Source organism: Nitratiruptor sp. SB155-2, from assembly GCF_000010325.1.
In the GTDB taxonomy this organism is placed as follows: Bacteria; Campylobacterota; Campylobacteria; order Campylobacterales; family Nitratiruptoraceae; genus Nitratiruptor.
Genome location: NC_009662.1, coordinates 1,862,501 through 1,877,931, shown reverse-complemented (window position 1 = coordinate 1,877,931; position 15,431 = coordinate 1,862,501). Strand labels below are relative to the sequence as shown.

The 15,431-nt window shown below is 39.1% G+C and carries 21 protein-coding genes (1 of these 21 cut by a window edge); 9 read left to right on the top strand and 12 right to left on the bottom strand.

Annotated elements, in window-relative coordinates:
- The first annotated feature begins 74 nt into the window (after positions 1-74).
- On the top strand, positions 75-551 hold the full coding sequence (ruvC, locus tag NIS_RS09885) for a crossover junction endodeoxyribonuclease RuvC (RefSeq protein ID WP_012083224.1): 477 nt from the start codon (positions 75-77) through the stop codon (positions 549-551).
- On the opposite strand, the gene NIS_RS09880 is transcribed toward ruvC, so the two are convergent.
- Positions 517-1,512 carry a tetratricopeptide repeat protein gene (locus tag NIS_RS09880; protein ID WP_012083223.1) on the bottom strand — a complete coding sequence of 332 codons (996 nt, stop codon included), beginning with the start codon at positions 1,510-1,512 and terminating at the stop codon, positions 517-519. The genes ruvC and NIS_RS09880 overlap by 35 nt on opposite strands.
- Positions 1,509-2,126 (bottom strand): FAD-dependent thymidylate synthase, encoded by a 618-nt coding sequence (gene thyX, locus NIS_RS09875; protein WP_041354085.1) that lies wholly within the window; start codon positions 2,124-2,126, stop codon positions 1,509-1,511. Before thyX ends, NIS_RS09880 begins: the two co-directional genes overlap by 4 nt.
- Positions 2,127-2,175: 49 nt before the next feature.
- On the opposite strand from thyX, the gene NIS_RS09870 reads away from it, so the two are divergent.
- Positions 2,176-2,730, top strand: coding sequence for a Uma2 family endonuclease (locus NIS_RS09870; RefSeq protein ID WP_012083221.1), 555 nt, complete (start codon positions 2,176-2,178; stop codon positions 2,728-2,730).
- Complete coding sequence (locus tag NIS_RS09865) at positions 2,717-3,817, top strand: deoxyguanosinetriphosphate triphosphohydrolase (protein ID WP_012083220.1); 1,101 nt, start codon at positions 2,717-2,719, stop codon at positions 3,815-3,817. Before NIS_RS09870 ends, NIS_RS09865 begins: the two co-directional genes overlap by 14 nt.
- Here the strand turns inward: NIS_RS09865 and NIS_RS09860 are convergent.
- Positions 3,807-4,430: an HAD family hydrolase gene (locus NIS_RS09860; protein WP_012083219.1), complete on the bottom strand. Its 624-nt coding sequence runs from the start codon at positions 4,428-4,430 to the stop codon at positions 3,807-3,809. The genes NIS_RS09865 and NIS_RS09860 overlap by 11 nt on opposite strands.
- Before the next feature lie 65 nt (positions 4,431-4,495).
- On the opposite strand from NIS_RS09860, the gene typA reads away from it, so the two are divergent.
- From typA to NIS_RS09840, 4 genes are read left to right on the top strand one after another with little or no spacing between them, the layout of a single operon-like run.
- Positions 4,496-6,304: a translational GTPase TypA gene (typA, locus tag NIS_RS09855; RefSeq protein WP_012083218.1), complete on the top strand. Its 1,809-nt coding sequence runs from the start codon at positions 4,496-4,498 to the stop codon at positions 6,302-6,304.
- Positions 6,305-6,314: 10 nt separating this feature from the next.
- Positions 6,315-7,247, top strand: a complete 933-nt coding sequence (locus NIS_RS09850) for a hypothetical protein (protein WP_012083217.1) — start codon at positions 6,315-6,317, stop codon at positions 7,245-7,247.
- Positions 7,240-7,848 carry an NAD(P)H-dependent oxidoreductase gene (locus NIS_RS09845; protein ID WP_012083216.1) on the top strand — a complete coding sequence of 203 codons (609 nt, stop codon included), beginning with the start codon at positions 7,240-7,242 and terminating at the stop codon, positions 7,846-7,848. Before NIS_RS09850 ends, NIS_RS09845 begins: the two co-directional genes overlap by 8 nt.
- A 10-nt stretch (positions 7,849-7,858) precedes the next feature.
- Positions 7,859-8,032, top strand: a complete 174-nt coding sequence (locus NIS_RS09840; RefSeq protein ID WP_012083215.1) for an HTH domain-containing protein — start codon at positions 7,859-7,861, stop codon at positions 8,030-8,032.
- Position 8,033: 1 nt separating this feature from the next.
- On the opposite strand, the gene NIS_RS09835 is transcribed toward NIS_RS09840, so the two are convergent.
- From NIS_RS09835 to secG, 7 genes are all read right to left on the bottom strand, one after another.
- Positions 8,034-9,614, bottom strand: a complete 1,581-nt coding sequence (locus NIS_RS09835; RefSeq protein WP_012083214.1) for a methyl-accepting chemotaxis protein — start codon at positions 9,612-9,614, stop codon at positions 8,034-8,036.
- A complete protein-coding gene (locus tag NIS_RS09830) occupies positions 9,598-10,710 on the bottom strand; it encodes an MFS transporter (RefSeq protein WP_012083213.1) in 1,113 nt (370 codons plus the stop codon). The genes NIS_RS09835 and NIS_RS09830 overlap by 17 nt, the downstream gene beginning before the upstream one ends.
- On the bottom strand, positions 10,694-11,170 hold the full coding sequence (locus NIS_RS09825; RefSeq protein ID WP_012083212.1) for an RDD family protein: 477 nt from the start codon (positions 11,168-11,170) through the stop codon (positions 10,694-10,696). The genes NIS_RS09830 and NIS_RS09825 overlap by 17 nt, the downstream gene beginning before the upstream one ends.
- A 7-nt stretch (positions 11,171-11,177) precedes the next feature.
- On the bottom strand, positions 11,178-11,786 hold the full coding sequence (gene pyrE, locus NIS_RS09820; RefSeq protein ID WP_012083211.1) for an orotate phosphoribosyltransferase: 609 nt from the start codon (positions 11,784-11,786) through the stop codon (positions 11,178-11,180).
- A gap of 253 nt (positions 11,787-12,039) precedes the next feature.
- Positions 12,040-12,600 carry a ribosome recycling factor gene (gene frr / locus NIS_RS09815; protein ID WP_012083210.1) on the bottom strand — a complete coding sequence of 187 codons (561 nt, stop codon included), beginning with the start codon at positions 12,598-12,600 and terminating at the stop codon, positions 12,040-12,042.
- Positions 12,587-13,561 carry a polysaccharide deacetylase family protein gene (locus tag NIS_RS09810; protein ID WP_012083209.1) on the bottom strand — a complete coding sequence of 325 codons (975 nt, stop codon included), beginning with the start codon at positions 13,559-13,561 and terminating at the stop codon, positions 12,587-12,589. Before NIS_RS09810 ends, frr begins: the two co-directional genes overlap by 14 nt.
- Positions 13,533-13,874: a preprotein translocase subunit SecG gene (secG, locus tag NIS_RS09805; protein WP_012083208.1), complete on the bottom strand. Its 342-nt coding sequence runs from the start codon at positions 13,872-13,874 to the stop codon at positions 13,533-13,535. Before secG ends, NIS_RS09810 begins: the two co-directional genes overlap by 29 nt.
- 64 nt (positions 13,875-13,938) lie before the next feature.
- On the opposite strand from secG, the gene NIS_RS09800 reads away from it, so the two are divergent.
- Positions 13,939-14,622 (top strand): class I SAM-dependent methyltransferase, encoded by a 684-nt coding sequence (locus tag NIS_RS09800; RefSeq protein ID WP_012083207.1) that lies wholly within the window; start codon positions 13,939-13,941, stop codon positions 14,620-14,622.
- Entirely contained in the window at positions 14,610-14,948 is a 339-nt protein-coding gene (locus tag NIS_RS09795) for a hypothetical protein (RefSeq protein ID WP_012083206.1), read from the top strand. Before NIS_RS09800 ends, NIS_RS09795 begins: the two co-directional genes overlap by 13 nt.
- On the opposite strand, the gene NIS_RS09790 is transcribed toward NIS_RS09795, so the two are convergent.
- Both NIS_RS09790 and NIS_RS09785 read right to left on the bottom strand, forming a co-directional pair.
- Positions 14,945-15,337: a hypothetical protein gene (locus NIS_RS09790; protein ID WP_012083205.1), complete on the bottom strand. Its 393-nt coding sequence runs from the start codon at positions 15,335-15,337 to the stop codon at positions 14,945-14,947. The genes NIS_RS09795 and NIS_RS09790 overlap by 4 nt on opposite strands.
- Positions 15,330-15,431 carry the 3' portion of a Bax inhibitor-1/YccA family protein gene (locus NIS_RS09785; protein ID WP_012083204.1) on the bottom strand. The gene runs 618 nt beyond the window's last position, so only the last 102 of its 720 coding nucleotides appear in the window; its start codon lies beyond the right edge, outside the window — the gene reads right to left on this strand; its stop codon occupies positions 15,330-15,332. Before NIS_RS09785 ends, NIS_RS09790 begins: the two co-directional genes overlap by 8 nt.

Sequence of the window (15,431 nt, the reverse complement as noted above, 5' to 3'; positions counted from 1 at the left end):
AAAATATTCTTAAAGTGCCGTAAAATCGGGCTTTTTGAATTTTTCACATTTTTTGCTTTTTTTGTGGAGGATATGTGAATATACTTGGTATCGATCCTGGGAGCCGAAATTTAGGGTACGCAATTGTTGAATTGAATAATTCACATATGAAGCTTATTGAAGCGGGACTTGTGAAAATAAAGCCATCGGAATTTCAATATCAACTTTCTCAAATGATAGAAGGTCTTGATATGGTCTTTTCTTCCCATAGTGTTGATGAGGTAGCTATGGAAGATATCTTTTATGCCTACAACCCTCAAACCGTTTTGAAACTGGCTCAATTTCGAGGAGCTTTAGCTCTTCGAATCATTCAGCTTCATGGGAATTTTAGTGCATATACACCATTGCAGGTCAAAAAGGCTTTGACAGGAAAAGCGAAAGCATCCAAAGAGCAGGTTGCCTTTATGGTCAAAAAGATTTTAGGAATTAAAAAGGAGGTAAAGCCACTCGATATCACAGATGCGATGGCAGTCGCCATCACTCATGCTCAGCGTCTTCGTTTGAAGAGATGATACGGTTGAGCCAAAACTCGTTCTTGATGGATTCGATACGAGATTGGCATGCAGGATTTGGATTGATACGACAAGCATATTGATAATTTTGCAAAGCTTTTTGTTTGTTGCCAAGGACTTCGAAAATTGCTCCTTGAGCAAAGTATATTTCATAACTGTTGGAATACTTTTGCTTTAGTTGTTGTAACAGTTGCAATGCTTGGGTGTATTTACCTTCATCAGCAAGGTCAGCTACTTTTTCCATAAAATCACACTTTTTTCCATTGATTGTCGTTGGAAGCTCGATACTCTTGGAGACAAGATGCGGTGCTATAGCATAATATATTCTTTTCTCGATTCTTTGAAGCAGCTTAACATAGATAGGATAGGGATCAATACTGTTTTTTGGATAAGAGACTTTATAGTTTTTTATCAAGACGGTTTCTTTGTTTGGATGAATAGTTTGTATCACTTTTTGTGTATCTAAAATCAGTTTTAGTTCATTGCAAATCTTTTTGGTTTCATATTCAGAAAAATTTCTATCAAACAGTGTTTGTGTAGAACTTTGAAGAGTAACATGTACATAAGCGATCAATCGAATAAAAGAACACTCATAAGGAATATTTTCTGAGGCGATGCACTCATGTTTGTTGTTTTTTGTTTGATAAGCAAGGCAGAGATTTTTTGTTCTTGTCTCGTTTTTTATGAGTTTTTGTGTTGTGTGAATCGATCCAAGCAGTTTTGTAGGATATGAGCCAATATGAAAAAATGGTTTTCCGTTAATGTATGTCTGTAAAAGATCCTTTTTGAGTTTGGCTTGAAATCCAAATCGATCATTGGCAAAAGGTTTGATATCAAGATATCGTATATCTGGATTTTTTACAGGAACTGAGAGTTCGCGAACGTGGACTTTTTGCACACAGCCTGTGAGAAAAAGAGGTATGCAAAGGCACAAGAGGTTTGCAATGATTCTTTTATTCATTGGGTATGCATACACTCCTCAAAAAGATATTTGTGATCGTTTGGCAAGGCTTCGAAAATCGCCTTTGCGAGATTTCTGATTTCCCAAAGGGCCGATTTGCTGCTTCGAAGGTTTAAAAAGTTTTGAAGACTTCTGGCATTGATTGTCCATGTCAGTTCTGTTTTGTAACACTCTGGCAAGCAGTATTTTGCTATGTCGTTCGAAATCCCTTCTTTCAAAACTTTTTGCAGGTTATTAAGAGCTTTGATACTCATCGTATCCACTAGCTCATTGCCGGTTAAAACGATATATTTACTGGCTCCCTCGAAATCTTTTTCATCGAAAGGCTCTGCATTTTTAAGTTCTTTGAGAGTGTAACGGGTCGATTTTACTGAAAGGCTTGCCATACGGTGACGGGCAAGTTCCTGCAATAAAGCACGGCTTATCCCTTGTATGTAAAAGGTATAGACCAGATGTTCCAATGTGGAAGCGTGTTTATACTTGTTTCCCACTCTGTCGATCAGTTCCTGGTCTTTTGGACCTCCTCCATCGCTTTTGTCAAAACTTTGCCAGCAGGTTCTAATGGCATGAGCAGCCACAGGCAAAGGGGAGTGATGAAGAAGTGTCACTTGCATAGCCATCCTTTTGCTATAATGGTTGTAGATTATACCACAAAGGATTCCTATGACAGTCCGCTATATTCCGGAATATACATATGAGGATTATAAACAGTGGGAAGGAGATTGGGAACTTATTGATGGTGTGCCAATTTCTATGGCTCCAAGTCCGGTGAGTGACCATCAGATGTTGCTTTCTCGAATTGCTCATGAATTGGAAAAATCTTTAGAAGAGTGTGATGAGTGTTATGTTTTGGTAGAAGAGGATTGGAAGATAGATGAGAAAAATGTAGTGCGTCCAGATATCAGTGTGGTATGTGGAGAACTTACCGATTTTATCCAAAAAGCCCCTTTTATCATAGCAGAAGTGGTAAGTCCATCAAGCGCTACAAGAGATGAGGATGTGAAATTTGCCATTTATGCCGAGGAGGGAGTGAAGTATTATATTCTTGTCTATCCTAAAGATTACAAAGCGAAAATCTACTGCCTTGAAGATGGAAAATATAAAAAAGTTGGCGATTTTTTGAATGAAAAGGCGAAATTGGAAGGAGTATGTGCAGTGGAGATAGATTTTGCAAATGTCTTTAGAAAACTCAAAAAGCTTCGCAATGCAATGCAGTGATCGTTTTTATCCAAGTATCAACGATTTTCGAGACTCTTTCTATAGAGATCGCGACCGAATCATTCACTCCTCATCTTTTCGTAGACTTGAATATAAAACACAGGTCTTTATCAACTATGTAGGAGACTATTTTAGGACTCGTCTTACTCACTCTTTGGAGGTTGCACAGATTTCAAGAACGATTGCACGAGAACTTGGTCTTAGCGAACCTTTAGCTGAATCCATCGCTCTTGCTCACGATCTTGGTCATACCCCTTTTGGGCACGTGGGTGGGGATGCACTGGATCTTTTGATCAAAAAATCGTTTAGTTCGAATGGATTTGAACACAATTTTCAATCATTTCGAGTGGTTACGAAACTTGAAAAACGGTATAAAGATTTTGATGGACTCAATCTCACCTTTGCTACTCTTGAAGGAATTTTAAAGCACTCCTATCCATACAAAAAGCATTTTTTAAGCAGTTGGTACGATGAGGTATTTAAACTCGATTACCATCCGAGCCTAGAAGCGATGATTGTGGACAAAGCGGATGAAATTGCCTATATCAGTGCTGATATCGATGATGGGATCAAATATGATTTGATCGATTTTGATACGATTGAAGAGAATGATCTTGTCCAGGAAGTGATGGAGGAAGCACAAAAGGAGGGGTATAAAAAGGAAGAGAAACTGTTTCGATATCGTTTTACTTCACTGCTTATTGCCAAGATGGTTATATCTTTGATCAATGAATCCCAAAAGCATATTCCAAAAAGTGACCAAGTATTATGTGCTACTATCCCAGCAAGTGAACCCCTTCCGATATGCTATCCATCTTCCATAGCGACACAGATCAAAAAACTGAAAAAGATTTTGTTTGAAAAGCTTTACAGGCATTCCCAGATATTACGGAAAATGTATGCAGGAAAAAAGTGTATCGAAGGACTTTTCCAGGCCTTGGTGGAGGAGCCGAGGCTGATGCCGGATGAGTTTTATGAACGGGCAAAAAGAGAGAAGGTATACAGAGTCGTAGCCGATTTCATAGCGGGGATGAGCGATCGGTATGCGATGAGTCTGTATCACGAGATTTATGGCATTAGGCTTTAAGGGATAAAAGAATTTTTCTCAACTCTTCCACGCTTTGTATCGCATCCTCATATCGACTCCATCCCCAGTTCACTTTTAAAAATTTTATTCCAGCTGCTTGTGCTGCCTCTTCATCCGTTTTTCCATCCCCTATAAGCATAATTTCATCTTTTTTGCATCCAAAAAAGTCGATAATTTTTTCTATCATATCGGGAGCCGGTTTTGGATGAGCGACCTCATCGCCACAGACGATGATCTCAAAATAGTTATAGATGCCAAGATTTTTGAGAATAAGCTCTGCACTCTCCCTGTATGCATTTGTTGCAAGGGAGAGGTGAAAATATGGTCGTATCTCTTCTAGTAGTTCTTTTACACCTGTATATAAAATCGTCTCTTTGTGATGGTTTTTTGCATAGTATTCCCGAAACCACTCTACATGTTCTTTCTTGTATTCTTCCACTCCGTAAAAAAATTTTGGCCGATGAATGGAGGTATCGTTGACCGCTTCTAAAATAATTCTTTTATCCATTGGCGGAAGTCCGAGTTTGCTTCGCACATAGTTGATGGAATTTGAGATGATTGCAGAGCTGTCAATCAGCGTTCCATCCATATCAAAAATCAAGTAGTTGATCATTTAATCTCTCCTTTTGCAAAAGGGTAGTAAAATAAGATAAATTTTAGGTTAAAAAGAGGAAATGGATGCAAAAAATTCGAAATATTGCGGTAATAGCACACGTTGATCACGGAAAAACAACACTAGTTGATGAACTTTTAAAACAATCAGGCACTATCGAAGCGCACAAAGAGTTGGCTGAACGGGCCATGGACAGTAACGATTTGGAGCGAGAACGTGGTATTACGATTCTTTCAAAAAATACGGCTATTCGTTATGGCGATTTTAAAATCAATATCATCGATACTCCCGGACACGCCGACTTTGGTGGCGAGGTAGAGCGGGTTTTGAAGATGGTAGATGGGGTACTGCTTTTAGTGGATGCACAAGAGGGTGTTATGCCCCAAACAAAGTTTGTTGTGAAAAAAGCGATCAGTTTGGGACTAAAGCCAATTGTGGTAATCAATAAAATCGATAAACCTGCAGCTGAACCAGAACGTGTCGTCGATGAGATATTTGACCTTTTTGTGGCGATGGATGCCAACGAAGAGCAGCTCGATTTTCCGATTCTTTATGCAGCTGCAAGAGACGGATATGCCAAATGGAATTTGGATGATGAAAACAAAGACTTGACTCCCCTTTTCGAAGCGATTATCGAGCACGTACCTTCTCCAAGCGGAAGTCCTGAAAATCCGACGCAGATTCAAGTCTTTACACTTGATTATGACAACTATGTAGGTCGTATCGGCATTGCAAGGATCTTTAACGGTCAAGTGAAGCGGGGAGACGAACTGCTTCTTGTCAAAGCCGATGGAGAGGAACAAAAGGGGCGAATCTCCAAACTTATCGGCTTTTTGGGCCTTAATAGAATGGAGATTGACGAGGCCGAAGCTGGCGATATCGTAGCGATTGCCGGGTTTGAGGGTATCGATGTAGGCGATAGCCTTGTGGATCCGGCAAACCCTATGCCACTCGATCCTCTTCATATCGAAGAGCCGACACTCAGTGTCTATTTTAGTGTCAATGATTCACCTTTGGCAGGGCTTGAGGGAAAACATGTGACATCCAACAAGCTTAAAGATCGCCTTTTTAAAGAGACTGAGACAAATATCGCGATGAAAGTCCAAGAGGTTGGAGAAGGACGATTCAAAGTGAGCGGCCGGGGTGAATTGCAAATCACGATTTTGGCCGAGAATATGCGACGAGAAGGGTATGAGTTCAATATCTCAAGACCCGAAGTGATTATAAAGGAGGAAAACGGTATACGACTCGAACCATTTGAGTATCTTGTAGTGGATGTCCCGGAAGATTTCAGCGGAACGGTGATCGATAAGTTGGGTCGCCGAAAGGCCGTTATGAGTTCTATGACTCCGATGGATGAGGGGTATGTGAGAATCGAATTTGAGATACCGGCTCGTGGGCTTATCGGTTTTCGAAGCGAATTTTTGACCGATACCAAAGGGGAGGGGGTTATGAACCACTCCTTTTTGGATTTCCGACCATTTGTGGGAGAGGTGGAGCACCGGAAAAATGGTGCATTGATTTCTATGGAGAGTGGAAAAGCTCTCGCTTATGCGCTGTTCAACCTGCAAGAAAGAGGAGTGCTTTTCATTGAACCTGGAACGGAAGTCTATGTCGGGATGATTATAGGAGAGCATTCTCGTCCAAATGACCTGGAAGTCAACCCCATCAAGGGGAAAAATCTAACCAACGTCAGAGCTTCAGGAAGCGATGATGCTATCAAACTGACTCCTCCAAGAAAGATGACACTGGAGCGGGCACTGGAATGGATAGAAGAGGATGAACTTGTGGAAGTGACGCCAAAATCGATTCGGATCCGAAAACGCTATCTCGATCCCCATGTCCGAAAAAGGATGGCGAAACAGAAAAAATAAAGGATGAGCTATGAGTAAAAGTACCAAAATCAAAGAGTTGATCCAAAAATCGAAAGAGGTTGCCCAAGAGATTCAGCAAAATTTCAATGAAGCCGTTGAAGAGTATCGGTTGGCCAAAGAAAAATTTGAACTTTTACTGCAAGAGCTGGAAGTTGGAGTATTGGAGCGAGCAAAAAAGGCCGTTAAGTCTATAAATGGTATTCCAAAACAGCTTTCTGAGGATAAAGAGTCTCAAAAACCACAGCTTCCAGATTTTGAGTTCGAGAGCGAATATACGATTGTGGAGCCGAAAAAGGGAAATGCTGGAGCAGTTATTTGGGGTATTGTAACATCCATAGTCATTTTTGTCGGCTTTGGATTGGGTGGTGCTATATTGAAAGGGCTCAATCTCAGTCCCGATCTATTGGGAAGAACCTTTTTTGAAGAGGCGTACAGCTTTTATAGTTCACTGATTGTTGGTTCATCTCATGCCGCACCAGCTTTAGGTATCGCTGTGAGTGCCGCTATTTCTATCTTGATAGGATATGTTGTGTATCTACTTTTGAAACAAAAAGCGGTGTCACAAAATCTTAAAAAAGCACAGCTCATATATGATTCGGCCATGGCGTATACGCAAAACAAGCAAGAGGAAATAGAGAAAATAAGTGCTTTGATGCAGTTTTTAAAAGAGGCCTCTTTTCATTGTGAAGGAGCCAAATGGTTTTTAGAAGAGTATACTGCCAAAACAAACAGAATCCGGTTTTTTGAAGGGAATGATTTTACATCATTTTGTGATATCTCCAAAGAGGATGTGAACACACTTTTGGAATTGATGGAAAAAGTAGATACTACGATTCATAGGAATATAATAGATCATGAAGATATATTGCCTGAAGCAAGAAAGAGATATGAAGATTTAGGAAATTATGTACTTTCTATAAAAGAGAGGATTTATCATGCATGATCCTTTTTTAGAAGCAATGGAATTTCGCCATGCGTGTAAGATATTTGATCAAACCAGGAAGATCGCAAAGGAAGATTTTGAATTCATATTAGAGTGTGGGCGTTTGAGTCCAAGCTCTTTTGGGATGGAGCCGTGGAGATTTTTGGTTATTGAAGATGAAAAGAAAAAAGCGGCACTTCAGCCTTTTTGCTGGAATCAAAAGCAGATTACCACATGTAGTCATCTTGTTGTCGTCAAAGCGAATAAATTGGTAGTGCAAGATGATACATATATCCAGGCCATGTTTGCAAGAAGGGGATTGGATGAAGCGAGAACAAAAGCTTATATAGAACGTTATAAAAGTTTTTTGGCTGAGCAGGATATAAGTTGCTGGGTGCAAAAACAGTGCTATATAGCAGCGGCAAATATGATGACAGGAGCTGCTTTTCGAAAGATAGACAGCTGTCCGATCGAAGGATTTGAAAAAGCAAAAGTAGAAAATTATTTGGGTCTTGATCCTCAAAAAGAAGAGGTTGCCCTTATTCTGACCTTTGGATACAGACTCAAACCTCAGCCTCCAAAACATAGATTACCGTTAGAGCAATTGGTAGAAACCTTATAAAGGAGGATAGATGGAAGAAAAAGTTTTGGAATTTCTAAAAAACGCCGATAGACCTATGAAAAGTGGTGAAATCGCTGAGGCTTTGGGTGTCGATAAGAAAGAGGTAGACAAAGTGATCAAAAGACTAAAAAATGAAGGGAAAATCGATTCGCCAAAACGGTGCTATTACGCCATTAAAGCGTAGTCTAGACTTTAAACTGCCGTAGAACCTTCTCCAGTTCTTCGGCTACCCCTTCTAGTTCATTTATCATCTCAATGATAGAATCTACACTATGCAAACTGTTACTTGAACTCTCCTTGACTTGATTGATTTTATAGAGGATATTTTCCACCGATTGTGCCAACTCTTTCGATTGTTCATAAGAGGTATTGCTTATCTGGTTTACTTGATCCATGAAAGAGTGAATCTGTGAAATATCCTCTTCATTTTTATGGACTTGATTGTTAATAGCTTGTAATTCTTTGGCATTTTGGGCCATCAATTTACTTGTTTCCACGATATCTTCAACGATCTGTTCGATAATTTTATACGATTCTGCCAGACTTTTTTGAGACTGTTCTGCAAGATTTCGTACCTCATCTGCCACAACGGCAAACCCTTTGCCATGTTCGCCGCTTCTTGCAGCCTCAATGGCAGCATTGAGAGCTAAAAGATTGGTTTTTGTGGCGATATCTTCGATCAGATCAAGTACATTGCGTACTTCTATGGCTCTTTGTGAAAGTTGTTCCAAACGATTCGCTATTTCAAGACCATTTTTGGATTGTCTGTTGACCTCTGTGAGCAGATGTGATATCGATTCTTGAACGGCATCGATCCTATTCTTTGCCTCTTCAACATATTCTTGGGACTTTTTGATGCTTTGGAGACTCTCTTGGAGATCCTTTTTAACTCTATCCCCCTCTTTTACACTCTGATTAACGAGATCTATATTGTTCAGCAGAGTTGCATGAACTCTTTTGGACTCTTTTTTCAGTTTATCGGCAATAGTAAAGTTGATATGAGCTTTTTCTTGAATACTACGAACTATCTGTTGGATTTTTTCGATAAATCTGTCGATCCATTTTCCAACCTGAGCGATCTCATCCTCTTTTTTGAAATTGAGTCTTTTTGTGAGATCGCCAGATCCCGTTGCTATATCTTTAGCCCTGAGGGCCATAACAGTAAGTGGTTTGAAAACATTTTTATGAAAAAAGTAGGAAAAAATTCCGATCAAAAGGATAATAGAAATTATTATGGCGGAGAAGACGATACGTGTGAGACTATCTAGTTTCTCATCAAGATCCTTTTGATCAAGACCTATTTCAATCACGCCAAGAACCTCACCGATTTTGGCATTGGTATGGCATGTTAAGCAGCTTTTGTTTGCAATCAATGGTTTGTAGTAATCGATTTTACTTTTTCGAGCGAGAATTATCTTCTTTTTGGTTTGGAAAACCTTTTGGATAACGGGATTTCGATTATTATTTTTTTCGATTTGACCAAAAAGTTCATCGATTTTTCGAGAACGATATATTTCAATATGCGATATTCCTTTTATCTTTTTCAGTGCATGTATCGTTGACTCAATCGCCTCTTTCGAACCCAGATTCATACTTGTACGCAAAGCTATAAACGCTGTTTGAGAGAGTGTTTCTATATTTTTGACCCCCTGCTGTGTAAAAAGTGATTTTGTGTTATTGAGGAGATAAAAAGAAAAAGTCAGGAAAATGAGGACCAATGAGAGTATCAACATAGTTATAAATTTTGATTTAATTGTTTTTAACATTACTATCCCTTTTTAGCCTTTCCAAAATTATAACCAAAAATGATAAAAATGCTATGACAGCTGCATATAAGAAAAGGTATTTTCCATATAATAAACCTGCAAGAAAACTTCCCACCATGCCGCCCAGGCCAAAACTCACTCCTCCAAAAAACTGTTGTGCAAGTGTTTTGTTGTTGTAGATATGGAAAAGGTAGCTTATTGCTGCGGAGTAGTAGAGTGCAAAACTAAAAGCGTGCAGTGATTGAGAAACGTAAAGAATTGGTAGATTTGTTGGGAAAAGAAATAGGAGAAGCCATCGAAACGCCGTGATACCAGATGAGAGTTTCAGTAAAGAAAGAAGATTTTTTTTCATCAATGGGGCTTGAAAATAGAGCATGATAATTTCAGCTAGAACGCCGAATGTCCACAGATAGCTGATCGTTGCATAATCTAACCCCTGCTCGCTTTCATAGATAGTAAAAAAGTTATAGAATGGTCCAAAACTCACCTGCATTAAAAAGAGATTGGCCCACAAAGGCCAGTGTTTGAAAAAATTGATGGAGCCTTTACTCATTTTTGCCATCGATGTTTCTTGTAAAAAGAAAAAAGAGACGACTACCGTCATAAGAATAGTGATAAAAAGAAGATCTAAAGCGATATTTGGATTGTCCATAAATTTAGCAAGAACCAGTGCAACTACAATGAATCCGATTGAACCAAAGAGTCTGCTTCTGCCGTATTTCTCTTTTCCTATTTTGGCTAAAGCGATTGTCTCTACATAGGGAAGCATCAATGCAAAAGCGATTCCTATGAAGATGTTGGGAATCAGAAAAAGTACAAAGTTGCTGATCGTTATGAAAAAAAGAATTCCAGAAGAGATAGCTAAAAGAAGCGAAAAAGCAAACGCTTTTTGATCAAGTCGAAATTTTTTTAAAAATAAAAAAGGTGTCAAAAACCGCATTAATGGACTCATGGCAAATACGATACCAATTTCGAATGAAGAGTACCCTTTGAGCTCCAAAACTTTTGGCATATAGATAACATACACGCCGATAATGGCGAAAAACCAAAAATAAAACGTAGATACAAGGAGAAAGAGCCTATTTTTTGGGAACATGGATCATTCTAGTCAAAGAAATGAGATCGTGAAATGTCGCTTTATCCTTTCTAAAGAATGCAATCACTACTCCAACTATGGATAATATAGAAAAAGGCATGGCAATATAGCGGATGGTGGATTGGAAAAAGTTTGGATTTTCTAAACTGTTCCATCTGATGATTTTCATATCGTATGCCCGCATCCCGGGCGTTTCGCCCTTGATAGTCCAAAGGAACGTTACGATGAGATAATGGGGAATGATGATATAGAGCCACCCTGCCGCCATATGTTCGCGAAAACCTTCTCTGCTACCCATGACAAGGTAGATGACAATATACATAATAGGCATAGTGATCATAAAAGTATCGGTTAAAAAGGCTTTGAGGCGATCTGAAATAGGCGCAGGGCTATAATCTTTTTGTTTCGTTTCGGTTTGTGATTTATCGATTTTGCCCTGTTTGACACTTCTCCATCTCATACCGGTCTCAATTACCTCGACTACCAGGTTTGATCGGTTCGCTGCCCTCCGCGCACATGGGACATTCTTTTGGTTCATAGATAGGGAATGTGAAGTCTGCAAGTGCAAAAAGAGTCTTGTTGGATGGGAGTTTGCACTCAGACTTTGAAGGAATCTCGCTACCTGTTCTTTGACACACTCCTCTGTTGGCCAAGGCTGCAAATGCGACAACTTCGGCTCCTCGTTTTTCCATCTCTTTTGCCGCTTCCATAGCACTACCACCCGTGGTTATGATATCTTCACAAATAAGTACTTTTTCGCCTGGTTCTACTTCAAAACCCCTGCGAAGTGTCATTTTTCCGTCTTTTCTTTCGGTAAAGATAAATCGGACTCCAAGAGCTCGAGCCAGTTCATATCCGGCCAAAAGACCGCCTATGGCAGGAGAGCAGACAGTATCGACTTCAATCCCTGCTGCTTGAATCTGTTTTGCAAGTTCTTTTGCAAGAAGTTCAGCCTTTTTTGGATCTTCTAAAACTTTTGCACTTTGCAAATAGTTTGGGCTATGTTTGCCTGAAGAGAGCAAGAAATGCCCTTTCAGCAAAGCACCGCTCTCTTTATATATCTTTTCTATATCCAACATCGTAATCCTTCAACTGTTACAATAGATTTTGATCAAAAAGAGGGCAAGCAAAGCAGTTTGCTTGCTCAGCCTACGGCTGGTGAACCGGAAACTTGCTTCGTATTCCTCAGCTTCGTTTTCTTCAAGGTAACCTAGCTGTTCATATGTTCGTCACTAAAATCCTTGATTTTAGGACTCACATATATTCACAGCTTTCCACTAAGACACGCAAGCAAAGCAGTTTGTTTGCTCAGCCTACGGCTGGTCTTAGTTACACCTTCATAATCTCTTGCTCTTTTTGTTTGACTAAATCGTCCACTTTTTTGATAAACTCATCGGTAATTTTTTGGACCTCTTCGAGTCCTCGTTTCTCTTCATCTTCTGTGATCGCTTTATCTTTAAAGAGTTTTTTGATCTTGTCATTTGCATCGCGTCGAACATTTCGGATGGCGATTTTTGCTTTTTCACCAAACTGTTTTGCTTTTTTCGCTTCCGCTTCTCTTTGCTCCACTGTCATTGGGGGAAAAAAGAGCTTGATCTGATCACCGTCATTGTTTGGATTGACACCGATATTTGCTTCTTGAATAGCTCTTTCTATTTCTCCAAGCAGTGATTTGTCCCATGGAGAGATAACGATCGTTGTTGCATCAGCTGCAACGACGCTAGCCGCCTGATTCAGTGGCGTTGGTGCTCCATAATAGTCCACTTTGATATTTTCAACAACTGCTGTTGTCACCCGACCGGTTCGAAGAGTATTGAAATCTTTTTTCAAAACATCCAAACTCTTTTGCATATGATCACGCGCATATTCATAGATCTCATTCAGTTCCATATCGGCTCCTCACCAAAATTTTTGTACTAATTTTACTATTTTTTACCTTTATTATCACTCTAATACGCTTTTTTGTTAGTGGTAGGTGCAGTTTTTGATCAATAAAACCGTCGTTTACAGTAACTTTTTGCCATCCATATCCTGTCACATAAAGAAAAGCGTGTTTATATATCGGATCTATTTGTATTTTTACTTTTTGTAAAATACCATCTTTCGGATATCTTTTTGGTTCAAACCACACAGCATCCAGGTGTGTGATGGAAAGTTGTTTGGGAAGTGAGACTTTTCCTACAAGAGCGATCCTGTCTAAATCATATATATCGCTCTTTTTAGAAATTGCTCCTGTGTTTTGGTTGCAAATGGCTGTAAATCCGAAGGACTTGATCACTCTTTTTACACGTTCATTATATTCGCCATATGGATAGGCATAATATTTTGGAATATATCCAAGCCTTTTTATAAAAAGCTCCAATCCCTTTTTGGTATCGTTACGGATCTCTTGGTTACTTAAATCCACAAGATGAGGGTGCGTATGGGAATGAAAAGCGATTTCTCCATATTGAGCTATTTTTTTGAGATCCTTCCAGCTTAGATAGTCTGGATAGCGGTTTTCTATCGGTTTGGTTGCCAAAAAGAGGGTAAAAGGATAGTGGAACTTAAGAAAAAGAGGGAGTGCATTTAAAAAACTTTTAAATCCATCATCGATTGTCAGTATAACCCAGTTTGAAGGAATCTCTTTTTTGTTTTGAAGTGCTTGTACCAGTGTAGAGAGAGAAACGACTTTGTAGTGGTGTTGTTTGAAATAGGTAAATTGCGCTTCAAGTTCTGCAAGAGATGTGTTTGTGGAAGGATACCTTGGATCGCCAAAACGGTGATAAACGAAAATATGGGCATCCGAAAAAAGGAGAGAACAAACAAGCAAAAATGCGGCGCTACTTCGCCGCAGGAGCCTCTGGAACATTCGATTTTTGTTCTGTTATAGGTGTTGGGACAGTAGGTATAGGTACCGTTTTTTGTACTTTGATCGTATCTACCACCGATTTTGTATAATTTTTATTGTACAAGTATCCGAGCAAAATAGTATTGAAGACAAAAACGGTTGCCAAAAAGAAAGTCAGTCGTGCCAAAAATCCTTGTGGTCCTTTTGCGCCAAAGACAGATTCATTGCTTCCGCTGTATGCTCCTAGACCGATAGAAGAGCTTTTTTGTAGTAAAATAACGATGGTTAGAATGATGGCAAGAACGATTTGAAGGATAAAAAGAACTTTTATCATCAAGTTTCCTTTTCTATTTTTAGCCCAATTATACCCAAAAAGTTTAAAAACAAGGTAAAGATTTTTGCACCATATCAAAGAGTTCAATCGTTTCGCTTCGGATTATCAGCAGTATAAAATCATACAATCAAAAGTGGCAAAGCATCTTGTCAAAAACTCTAAATATCAAGGAAAAAAGATTGCTGATTTAGGTGCTGGCAGCGGAGAGGTGTACAGGTCTATTTTTTGGGAATTTGAAAAGTTGTACGCATGTGATCTCTCATCCAATATGCTTGCACTACACCCAGAAGAGAAGGTAGAAAAAATCATATGCGATTTTGACACGAAAGCGTGTTTTGAAAGGATCAAGCGACTAGATATTGATCAAATATTTGCTTCCTCTTCACTCCAGTGGAGCAAAGATCTGCCCACTCTTTTTTATAGGCTGAGTCAGTTGCAAATACCTCTTTCTTTAGCACTTTTTACCAGCAATACCTTCAAAACGATTCATTCTATGCTGGGAATCGAATCACCTATATACACTGAAGATGAGATTTTGCAACAAGCACGAAACTTTTTTATGCTAAACTATGAGAAAAGGGTGTATAGACTCTTTTTCTCTTCGTCCAAAGAGATGTTTACCTATATTAAAAGAAGTGGAGTAAGTGCAGGAAAAAAGATGGCTTCTATAGGCGAGTTGAAAAGACTTTTTCGAGAGTATCCTCATTCTTATCTTGAATTTGAAGTGGTGTTTTTATGGGTCGATTGATCGTTGTATTAATTCCTTTGATGCTTTGGGCCAAAGTGATATGTGACCAAGAGGGAGAGCGAATCACCTGTGCCTATTTGATCAACAGATCGGACAATGCCAAAGGTTTAACTGTTCGATTTCATTGGATTTCGCCAAATGGTAAAGATGATAGAGTTCGAATATTCAAGGTTCCGCCATATTATGGTTCTGTCTATGATTATCGATTTTTACCGGGAAGAGTGCCAGGAAAATGGAGAGTAGAAGTAAAAGAGCTGGAGACCAACAAAACTTCTGAAACCACTTTTGATATTAACCAAACTACTGAAATCTTTTTTGAAGATTAAAGTTTCTTTTCTATATCATAGAGTTCATAACGGATCGTTTTGAATCTTTGTGATTGTTTTGCGTCAAGCAGTTTAAAGCACTCTTCTAGAACTCTTGCGGCTTCTTGAGCTCTTTTTATATTTGCTTGTAGCAGAGCTTGAATATTACTTCTTTGTTCTTCACTGGGTATAGACTCTTTTAAAACATCTCCTTTGATATCTCTATATTGTAAAAGTCTTTCATCATCATAAGTGGCTTGGTGGCGAAGATTTTTGAGTTGTGAAGCGATATTTTTATTCTCAAATATATACCTTTGGATATCTTCCACAACACGGATACCCTCTTTTAGTCTATTGAGATTTGCATCAATGAGCCGAAAAAGTTTCGGCTCTAAGGAGTTGTTATTCATCACTGCCAAAAATCCCAAGAATTTGTAGTAACGAGATGAAAAGGTTCAAAACATCAAGATAGAGTGCGATTGCAGCTTCTACTGGAGTGGCAAA